At 69.0% G+C, this 9611-nt stretch carries 9 protein-coding genes; 5 read left to right on the top strand and 4 right to left on the bottom strand.

The annotated features are described in order from the left end of the window. Positions 1–1025, top strand: a 1025-nt coding sequence (locus L995_RS11665; protein WP_047471833.1) for a glycerophosphodiester phosphodiesterase, incomplete at its 5' end; no start/stop codon positions are given. Here L995_RS11665 and L995_RS11660 read toward each other — a convergent pair. Then, positions 1009–1650, bottom strand: a complete 642-nt coding sequence (locus L995_RS11660; RefSeq protein ID WP_047471831.1) for an NAD(P)H-dependent oxidoreductase — start codon at positions 1648–1650, stop codon at positions 1009–1011. The genes L995_RS11665 and L995_RS11660 overlap by 17 nt on opposite strands. Positions 1651–1688: 38 nt before the next feature. Continuing rightward, complete coding sequence (locus L995_RS11655; RefSeq protein WP_016447240.1) at positions 1689–2078, bottom strand: MerR family transcriptional regulator; 390 nt, start codon at positions 2076–2078, stop codon at positions 1689–1691. Between the two features lie 123 nt (positions 2079–2201). Here L995_RS11655 and L995_RS11650 point away from each other — a divergent pair, with 123 nt between their 5' ends. Beyond that, on the top strand, positions 2202–3716 hold the full coding sequence (locus L995_RS11650; protein WP_046241498.1) for a M20 family metallopeptidase: 1515 nt from the start codon (positions 2202–2204) through the stop codon (positions 3714–3716). After that, the gene (locus L995_RS11645; RefSeq protein WP_047471828.1) at positions 3716–4582 is read left to right on the top strand and encodes an alpha/beta hydrolase; all 867 of its coding nucleotides are present in this window, start codon (positions 3716–3718) and stop codon (positions 4580–4582) included. The genes L995_RS11650 and L995_RS11645 overlap by 1 nt, the downstream gene beginning before the upstream one ends. Here the strand turns inward: L995_RS11645 and L995_RS11640 are convergent. Both L995_RS11640 and L995_RS11635 read right to left on the bottom strand, forming a co-directional pair. Next, on the bottom strand, positions 4569–5321 hold the full coding sequence (locus L995_RS11640) for a 16S rRNA (uracil(1498)-N(3))-methyltransferase (protein ID WP_016447237.1): 753 nt from the start codon (positions 5319–5321) through the stop codon (positions 4569–4571). The genes L995_RS11645 and L995_RS11640 overlap by 14 nt on opposite strands. 13 nt (positions 5322–5334) lie before the next feature. Next, on the bottom strand, positions 5335–6432 hold the full coding sequence (locus tag L995_RS11635) for an aminoglycoside phosphotransferase family protein (protein ID WP_016447236.1): 1098 nt from the start codon (positions 6430–6432) through the stop codon (positions 5335–5337). Positions 6433–6524: 92 nt separating this feature from the next. Between L995_RS11635 and L995_RS11630 the strand changes: the two genes are divergently transcribed. After that, positions 6525–8960 carry an LPS-assembly protein LptD gene (locus tag L995_RS11630; RefSeq protein ID WP_047471839.1) on the top strand — a complete coding sequence of 812 codons (2436 nt, stop codon included), beginning with the start codon at positions 6525–6527 and terminating at the stop codon, positions 8958–8960. A gap of 41 nt (positions 8961–9001) precedes the next feature. Further along, positions 9002–9611: SurA N-terminal domain-containing protein (locus L995_RS11625; RefSeq protein ID WP_047471836.1), on the top strand; the 610-nt coding region annotated here is incomplete at its 3' end.

The following is a 9611-nucleotide window of genomic DNA, read 5'->3' as shown; positions in this document are numbered from 1 at the left end:
CCCATCGCGGCGCATCGGCGCTGCGGCCAGAGCACACGCTGGAGGCATACCGCGAGGCCATACGCGCGGGCGCCGACTTCATCGAGCCCGACCTGGTCATCACGCGCGATGGCGTGCTGGTGGCGCGGCATGAGAACGCCATCGCCATCCTCGCGGCCGACGGCAGCCTCAAGGAGGCCACGACCAATGTGGCCGACCGCCCCGAGTTCGCGGCGCGCAAGACCACCAAAACCATCGACGGGCAGGCGATCACGGGCTGGTTCGTGGAGGATTTCACGCTGGCCGAGCTGAAGACGCTGCGTGCGCGCGAACGCATTCCGGCGATCCGCCCGGCGAATGTGCAGTTCAATGACCGTTTCGAGGTGCCCACGCTGCAGGAGGTCATCGACCTGGCCCGAGCCGAGAGCGCACGCACGAGCCTCACCATCGGCATCTATCCCGAGACCAAGCACCCGAGCTACTTCCAGTCCATCGGCCTGCCGCTGGAGCCCGCGCTGCTCAAGCTGCTCGCGGACAACGGCTGGAACCATGCGCAGGCGCCAGTCTTCGTGCAGTCCTTCGAGGTCGAGAACCTGCGCTGGATCCGTGCGCGCAGCAGCCTGCGCCTGGTGCAGTTGCTGGCGCCCAAGGGCAAGCCCTATGACAGCGTGGCACGCGGCACGGGCCCCGGCTATGCCGACATGGTCACGCCCGCAGGCCTGGCCGAGATTGCGCGCTACGCCAACGGCATAGGGCCGAGCAAAAGCATGGTGATCCCCGTGGTGCAGGGTGCGAATGCCGCGCCCACTGCGCTGGTGGCCGATGCCCATCGCGCGGGGCTGCTGGTCCATCCCTGGACGCTGCGGCCCGAGAACGCCTTCCTTCCCCTGAGCCTGAAATCTCCGCCCGCACAGGACGGCGCCCGGCGTGGCAATGCGCGCGCCGACATGGACGATTTCCTGCGCACGGGCATCGATGGCATCTTCACCGACGACCCGTCGGTGGGGCGAGCCGCCATTGACGCATTGCTCAAGTCGCGGCCTTGACCGGACGTGCTGCCGTGCGCCGGCCCGCTGCCTGCGCCTGCTCCAGCCACTGCTGGCGGCGTGCGGCATCGGCGCCGAGCACGGGTCCGAAACTGTGTATGCGCACGGGTCGGATGCCGCTGAACTCCAGGATGGCACGGCGCATCTGGTGATGGCCAGGCATGTGCGCCAGCCAGCGGTAATACCAGGGCGGGGAATCCATGCTCACCAGCAGATCGGCGGTGCGGCCGGCCAGCAGCCGGTCCCACAGCATCGAGCCCTTGCGGTACTTGAAGGCGAAGCCCGGCAGAAAGATGCGGTCGATGAAGCCCTTGGGCAAGGCCGGCAGGCCGCCCCACCAGGTCGGATAGACCCAGGCCAGGTGGCTGGCCCACAGGATGTCGGCCTGGGCCTGCTGCAGGTCAGGCTCCAGAGGCTGATCCTGGCGATAGCCGGCGCGCAGCAGCGGGTCGAATTCCAGTTCGCCCAGGCGCAGCGTGCGCACTTGGGCACCGCTGTCGCGTGCGCCCTGGGCGTAGGCATCGGCCAGGCCGGCGCACAGGCTGCCGTCCGACGGGTGGCCGAGGATGATCAGGATGCGCTGGGGATGATGGGGGTGCGTGGTGCTTGGAGACATGGCGGCCATGTTCGCCTTGCCCCAAGGGGCAGGGTCAAGACCCTGGATCAAGCCATGGCGGTTTCGCAGGCGCGTTCTCTGGAATCCGCCGGCTCCAGGCGGCATTCGAGCAGCTCACGCTCCAGTGCGGCCAGCTGCGTCTGCAGTCCCTGAAGGTGCTGCATCTGCGCCTGCACCTGCTCGCGGCGGCCGCGCAGCAGCCGGGCCAGCGCGTCCCAGCTGTCGGCGTGGTCCAGGCGCTGCAGGCCATGCAGCTCGTCGAGCCGAAAGCCCAGCCCCAGCGCCTGGCGGATGCGCTGCACCAGCACCAGATCCTGCTGTCCATACACGCGGTAGCTGCCTGCCCGCGCCACGGCACCGAGCAGGCCCCGTGATTCATAGAGCCTGACGGCCTTGGGCGAGCAGCCGGCGCGTCGGGCGAGTTCTCCGATATACATGGGGCGTGATCGTAGTCGCTGGCGCCGGGCTCTCATGGTCTGCATGGCGTTGGCGCACAATGACCGGATCGCGGCGCTGGCTTCGCTCGAACGGTGCGCCCATCCCTGACACGAGGACCCACCATGAATGCACGCACTCCTTCACAACTGCTGCAGCCCGCAGCCGCGCTGGACCGGATCAGCCGCTCCTGGGACGAGCGCATCGTCCCGGCGCTGACCGAGTACATCGCCATTCCCGCCAAGTCGCCCATGTTCGCGCCCGACTGGGAGCAGCAGGGCCACCTGGAGACCGTGCTGCGCAATGCGGCCGACTGGGTGCAGGCGCAGAAGGTGGCGGGCCTGACGCTGGAGATCGTGCGCCAGCCGGGCCGCACGCCAGTGCTGTTCTTCGAGGTGGAAGGCACGCAGGACAAGGCGGCCTCCAGCCCCACGGTGCTGATGTACGGCCATCTGGACAAGCAGCCCGAGTTCGACGGCTGGCGCAGCGATCTGGGTCCGTGGACGCCCAAGTACGAGAACGGCAAGCTCTATGGCCGTGGCGGCGCCGACGACGGCTATGCGGTCTACGCCAGCATTGCCGCCGTGCAGGAGCTCAAGCGCCAGGGCGTGCCGCACCCGCGCATCCTGGGCCTGATCGAGACCTGCGAGGAAAGCGGCTCGCGCGACCTGTTGCCCTATGTCGATGCCCTGCGTCCGCGCCTGGGCGATGTGGGCCTGGTGATCTGCCTGGACAGCGGCGCCGGCAACTACGACCAGCTGTGGCTGACCACCAGCCTGCGCGGCATGGCCAGCGGCACGCTGAAGGTGGAGATCCTCACGGAGGGCGTGCACTCAGGCGATGCCTCGGGCGTCGTGCCGTCGTCCTTCCGCATCCTGCGCCAGGTGCTGGACCGTCTGGAGGACAGCAAGACCGGGCGCCTGCTGCCCGCCAGCTTCCACTGCGAGGTCCCGGCCGACCGCATGGCCCAGATGCGCGCCACGGCGGCCATCCTCGGCGAGGAGACCTATGCGCGCTTTCCCTGGGCGCACTACGACTGCGGCGGCTCCACGCTGTTTGCCCTGCCCACCACCACCGACCCGGTGCAGGCGCTGGTCAAGCGCACCTGGGAGCCCACGCTGAGTGTCACAGGCGCAGAGGGCCTGCCCGCGCTACAGGATGCCGGCAACGTGCTGCGGCCCTACACGGCCTTCAAGCTCAGCCTGCGCCTGCCGCCCCTGGTCGATGCCGCCGCCTGCGTGCAGGAGATGAAGGCGCTGCTGGAGGACAACGCGCCCTACCAGGCCCGTGTGACCTGGCAAGGGCTGTCGGGTGCCAGCGGCTGGAATGCGCCAGCCATGGACGGCTGGTTCGAGGACGCGCTCAACGCCGCCAGCCAGGCGCATTTCGGCGCTTCCTGCGGCTACATCGGGCAGGGCGGCACGATTCCGCTGATGAACATGCTCAGCCAGGGCTTTCCCAAGGCCCAGATGATGGTCTGCGGCGTGCTCGGCCCCAAGAGCAACGCCCACGGCCCCAATGAATTCCTGCACGTGCCCTATGCCAAGAAGCTCACGGCCGCCGTGGCCCAGGTGATCGCCGCCATGGCCGTGACGCAGGCAGGTTCCGAAGCCGGTGCCGGCACTGCCGGCGTGGCGTGATGGCAGCGTCTGCCCCCGCGCCGGAAGGCCAGGTCACACGCCTGGCATCCGGCGACGGCGCCGAGCTGTCACTGTGCGATTGGCCTGCCGGCGAGGGCCCGGCGCGCGCCACCGTGCTGCTGGTGCACGGCCTGGGCGAGCACATCGGCCGCTATGCGGCACTGGCCCAGCGGCTCAATGCCTGGGGCTATGCCGTACGCGGCTACGACCAATATGGCCACGGACGCTCGGCAGGGCCGCGCGGTGGCCTGACGGGCGACAACCGGCTTCTGGACGACCTGGCGGCCGTGGTGGATGACACGCGCGCCCGGCAACCGGCCGACCAGCCGCTGGTGCTGTTGGGCCACAGCCTGGGCGGCCTGGTGGCGGCGCTGTTCGTGGCCCGGGCCATCCGGCCTGTCGATGCGCTGGTGCTGTCCTCGCCAGCCCTCGATGTGGGTCTGTCGCCGATCCAGAAATTGCTCGTTGGCACGCTGCCGCGCCTGCTGCCCGATCTGCGCGTGTCCAACGGCCTGCAGATTCCGTATCTCTCGCATGACGTGGCGGTCTGCGATGCCTACCGCGCCGATCCGCTGTGCCACGACCGCATCAGCGCACGGCTGGCGCGCTTTCTGGCGCAGGGCGGCCCGCAGGTGCTGGCCCGTGCGGGCAGCTGGAGTGTGCCCAGCCTGTTGCTGTGGGCAGGGGACGACAGGCTGGTGGCGCCGGCCGGCAGCCAGGCCTTTTCCGACCGTGCGCCGCCGGCCGTGGTGCAGGCGCAGTGCTTTGACGGCGCCTACCACGAGCTGTTCAACGAGCGCGATGCCTTCGCCGCGCCCGTGTTCGCAAGGCTGCGGCAGTGGCTGGGCCGGTTCAGTCCAGCGTGAGCGCCGCCAGCGCGGCCAAGGGCGCGGTTTCCGCGCGCAGAACGCGTGGACCCAGCGTGACGGGCACGAAACCCTGGGCGCGGGCCAGGGCCTCTTCGGCCGGAGAGAGGCCCCCTTCGGGGCCCGATAGAAAGACCACGGGCGCATCCTCGGCCATGGCGTCCACGATCTCGCCCAGCGGCCGGGTTCCCTCGCCCAGCGACAGCAGCAGCCGCAGCGTGCCGGGCGGCAGCTGTTTCGCGCCGCCCTCCAGCCAGTCTTGCAGGTCGGTGGGCGCATGCAGCGGCGGCACGCGGTTGCGTGTGCACTGCTCGCAGGCCGACACGGCCACGGCCTGCCAGTGCGCCAGCTTTTTCTCGGCGCGCTCGCCCTTGAGCTTGAGCACGCTGCGCTCGGCCACCAGCGGCGTGATGCTGGCGGCGCCCAGCTCGGCGGCCTTCTCCACCAGCCAGTCCATGCGTTCGTTGGCCGTGATGCCTGCCAGCAGGTGCACGGGGCGCAGCGGTTCGCGTTCCACGGCGTGGTGCGCGCCTATGCGCACGGCCACGTCGCTGCGGCCCATGCGCAGGACCGTGGCCTCGAACTCGCCGCCGCTGAAGCCCTCGCCGGCACGGCCCTGAAAGAGGGTGATGCCGTCGCCGGGCTGCAGGCGCAGCACCTGCACATGGCGCGCCGCACCGGGCGGCAGTTCGATGTCGTCGCCGCTGCGCAGCGCGATGGGGCAGTGAAAGCGTGGCATGGCGTACCTGTCCTCAAACGCGCCCGTAGGCCCAGCCCACCTGGGGCTGAATGTTCTCGATCTGGTCCACCAGGCGCAGCAGCGGCGTCAGTTCGCGGTAGCGGCTGCAGGTGGCGCGGATGTAGTGGATGAAGCGCGGCGTATCCGCCAGGTAGCGGGGCTTGCCGTCTCGCAATGTCAGCCGTGCAAAGATGCCGGCCACCTTGAGGTGGCGCTGCAGCCCCATCCACTCCACGCCACGGTAGAACTCGCCGAAATCGTCGCCCCAGCCGCTTTGGCTGCGCGCGCCCACCAATCCCGACTTGCGTGCCTTTTCCCAGTAACGCACGGTAATGTCGATGACAAAGTCCTCTTCCCAGCTGATGAAGGCATCGCGCAGCAGGCTGGCGATGTCATAGGTCACTGGGCCGTAGACCGCATCCTGGAAGTCCAGCACGCCCAGCGGGCCGCTGGCGGTCACGGGCTGCATGAGGTTGCGCGTCATGAAGTCGCGGTGCACGAAGACGCTGGGCGCCGCCAGGTTGTGGGCCACGATCTGGTCGAAGGCCTTGGCCAGCGTGGCCTGCTGCCTGTCGTCGAGCACGGTCTCGCGGTGGCGCGCGATGTACCAGTCGGGGAACAGCTGCAGTTCGCGGCGCAGCAGGGCGTCGTCATAGGCGGGCAGCACGTCGGGGCGCGAGGCGGTCTGCCAGGCCAGCAGCACCTCCAGCGCCGAGCGGTACCAGGCTTCCGCGTCCTGGGGCTTTTCCGGGTCCAGCGCCTCGATGACGGTGTGGCCGCCCAGGTCGGACAGCAGCATGAAGCCGTGCACGGCGTCCCAGTCCAGGATCTGCGGCACGGCCAGGCCGGCCGAGGCCATCAGCGCCTGCACCTTGGCGAAGGGCGCGCAGTCTTCCTTGTCCGGCGGGGCATCCATGACGATGAGGCTGGCGCCGGCGGCGGTGTCCAGGCGCAGATAGCGGCGAAAGCTGGCATCGGCCGATGCCGGGCGCAGGGTTTCGGGGCGCAGCGCGTGGCGGGCGGACAGCGGGGCCAGCCAGGCGTCGAAGGCGGCATGGCGGGCGGGGTCGGCCCAGACAACGCCGGCCGTGGGGGTGTTTGGATGGCTCATGGATAATCGCGATTCTACAAACCGCCACCCCGGCGAATGCCCGGCGGTGATGCTAGGCTTGCGCCTTTGTCCACCCGCCGCTGTTGACCACCGTGTACCTCCGACCGCCGCTCCCCGATCCGCTGGCTGCCCGCGCGCCCGCGCGCCCCGCTGTACGCCCGCTGGCCTGGCTTGTGGCTCTCGCATGGGCCGGTGGCTCGACGCTGGCCCAGGCCCAGCCCGCTGCGGCCGATGAAGGCCGGCTGCAGCAGGTGCGCCCGCTGCGCCCCAGCACGCTGATGCAGGAAACCTACCCTGAGGCGGTCCGCTCCCAGCAGCCCGTCTACGTGCGTGGCGACGCGCTCAGCGGCCAGCCGGACATCAATGCGGTGATCGAGGGCAATGCCGAACTGCGCCGCGGCGACACCATGATCCGCGCCGACCGGCTCGAATACCAGGTGCCCGACGACCGCGTCAATGCCTCGGGCGCCGTGCACATCAACCAGGCCGGCAATGTCTACGAAGGCTCGCAGCTGGACCTGCAGGTCGATGCCTTCAAGGGCTTTTTCGACAACGCCGGCTACCGCTTCCTGGCCAACGGGGCCTACGGCAAATCCTCGCGCGTGGACTTCATCGACCGCGACCATGCCGTGGTCCATGACGCGACCTACACCACCTGCCAGCGCGATGACGAAGCCACCTGGCAGCCGGCCTGGATGCTGCGCGCCCGGACCTTGCACATCGACATGGCCGAGGAAGTCGGCGTGGCCGAAGGCGCGGCCCTGCAGTTCAAGGGCGTGACCGTGCTGCCCGTGCCGCGCATGAGCTTTCCGCTGTCGGACAAGCGCAAGTCGGGCCTGCTGCCCCCCACCATGGGCCTGGACAAGCTCAGCGGCATCGAATACACGCAGCCCTACTACTGGAACCTCGCGCCCAACCGCGACATGACCCTGTATCCCTCGGTCATGAGCAAGCGCGGCGTCAACCTGGGCGCCCAGTTCCGCTATCTGGAGCCCACCTATTCGGGCGAGGCCTACGCGGCCTACATGCCGGGCGACCGCCAGCGCGACCGTGACCGCTGGGCCTACTCGCTGCAGCACCGGGGCGTCATCAGCTCGCCCATCGGCGGCCTGGGGTTGAACATGAACCTCAACCGCGTCAGCGACGACAACTACTGGCGTGATTTCCCGCTGGCCGCCCGTTCCTTGCGCGAGCGCCTGCTGCCCAACGACGTGAACCTGTCCTGGGCGCGTGGCGACGGGGTGCTGACCCTGCGCACCCTGTACTGGCAGACCATGCAGGACGCATCGGCGCCCATTGCCCCGCCCTACGGCATGAAGCCGCAGCTGCAATGGCGCTACACGCCGCTGGACCTGCCGCACGGCCTGGACTTCAGCTTCGTGGCCGACACCACGCGCTTCGAGATCGACAAGCCCCTGGCCGGCATGACCTACAACAACGGCCAGCGCAGCTACATGCAGGCGCAGCTGAGCCGTCCCTTCCTGTCGCCGGGCGCCTTCATCACGCCCAGGATCCAGTTGCACACCAGCAACTACCAGGTGGACCGCCTGATGAGCAACGGCAACCGCAATGCCTCGCGCACGCTGCCCACGGTCAGTGTGGACAGCGGCCTGGTGTTCGAGCGCGACACCACGCTGTTCGGCCGCCAGCTGCTGCAGACCTTCGAGCCGCGCGCCTTCTACACCTACACGCCCTACCGCGACCAGAGCTTTCTGCCGCTGTACGACACGGCGCGCAACGACTTCAACTTCGCGAGCATCTACTCCGAAAACGACTACAACGGCCAGGACCGCATTGCCGACAACCACCTGCTGACCCTGGGCGCGACCACACGCCTGATCGACGGGGCCACGGGCGCGGAAAAGGCGCGTTTCGGCATTGCGCAGCGCGTGCGTTTCTCCGACCAGAAGGTCATCCTGCCCGGCGAGGTGCCTGCCACCAGTCGGCTGTCCGACGTGCTGCTGGGTGCGGCCATCAACTGGACCGATGCCTGGTCCACCGAAGGCACGACCCAGTACAACCGCGACCTGAACCGCCCGGTGCGCACCACCTTCGGCGCGCGCTACAGCCCCAGCTCCTACCGCACGGTGAACGTGGCCTACCGTACCCAGTACGACACCGTGGCACGCACCGATGCCAGCAAGCTGGTCGATGTGGGCTGGCAATGGCCCATCAACGACCTCTGGGGCGACAAGGGCCGTGACCTGGGTGCCGGCCGTGGCCAGGGCGGCGGCCGCTGGTACACGGTGGGCCGGCTGAACTACAGCCTGAAGGACCGCAAGCTCGTCGATACCGTGGTCGGGCTGGAGTACGACGGCTGCTGCTGGATTGGCCGCGTGGTGCTGGAGCGCCTGCAAAGCTCCATCACCCAGTCCAACACCCGGCTGCTGTTCCAGATCGAGTTCGTAGGCTTCTCGCGGCTGAGCCTGGGTGCCGACCCGCAGCGCAGCCTCAAGCAGAATGTGCCGCGCTACCAGTACCTGCGCGAGTCGGTGACGCCGCCCAGCCGCTTCACCAATTACGATTAGAGCCAAGGCTCCAAACACGCTTTTTGCAAGGCATCTCTCCCATGCGTTTTCTTTCCCAGACCCATTGCTGCGCAGCGGCCGCTGTGGCGCTGGCCTTGCTGGCCACCACAGCCCAGGCGCAAGGCCTGCGTGTTCCGGGCCAGTCCAGGGCGCCCCAGGCCGGCGATGCCTCCGTCTCGCGCGCGCTGGACGCCACCAACCAGCCCTTGTCGCGTGATCGCGGCAGCAATGCCGGCGTGCGCTCGGCCGACTACATCGTGGCCGTGGTCAACTCCGAGCCCGTGACCAACAACGAGGTGCGGGCCCGCATGGCGCGCGTGGCGCAGAACATTGCCGAGCAGGGCGGCCAGATGCCGCCCGAGGCGCTGCTGGCCCGCGAGGTGCTGGAGCGGCTGATCGTGGAAAAGGCCCAGCTGCAGGAAGCCAAGGACACGGGCCTGCGCGTGGATGACTACGCCGTGGACCAGGCGCTGACCAATGTGGCGCGGCAAAACGGCCTGGACAAGGCCGGCCTGCAGTCACGCCTGCGGGCCGAGGGCGTGAACGAAAAGCAGTTCCGCGAAGAACTGCGCCGCCAGATCACGCTGCAGCGCCTGCGCGAGCGCGATGTGGACGGCCGCGTGCGCGTGACCGAAGCCGACATCGACCGCT

This window comes from Delftia sp. ZNC0008, assembly GCF_000799035.1.
Taxonomy (GTDB): domain Bacteria; phylum Pseudomonadota; class Gammaproteobacteria; order Burkholderiales; family Burkholderiaceae_C; genus Comamonas; species Comamonas tsuruhatensis.
This window is presented reverse-complemented; position numbering and strand designations above follow the sequence as displayed.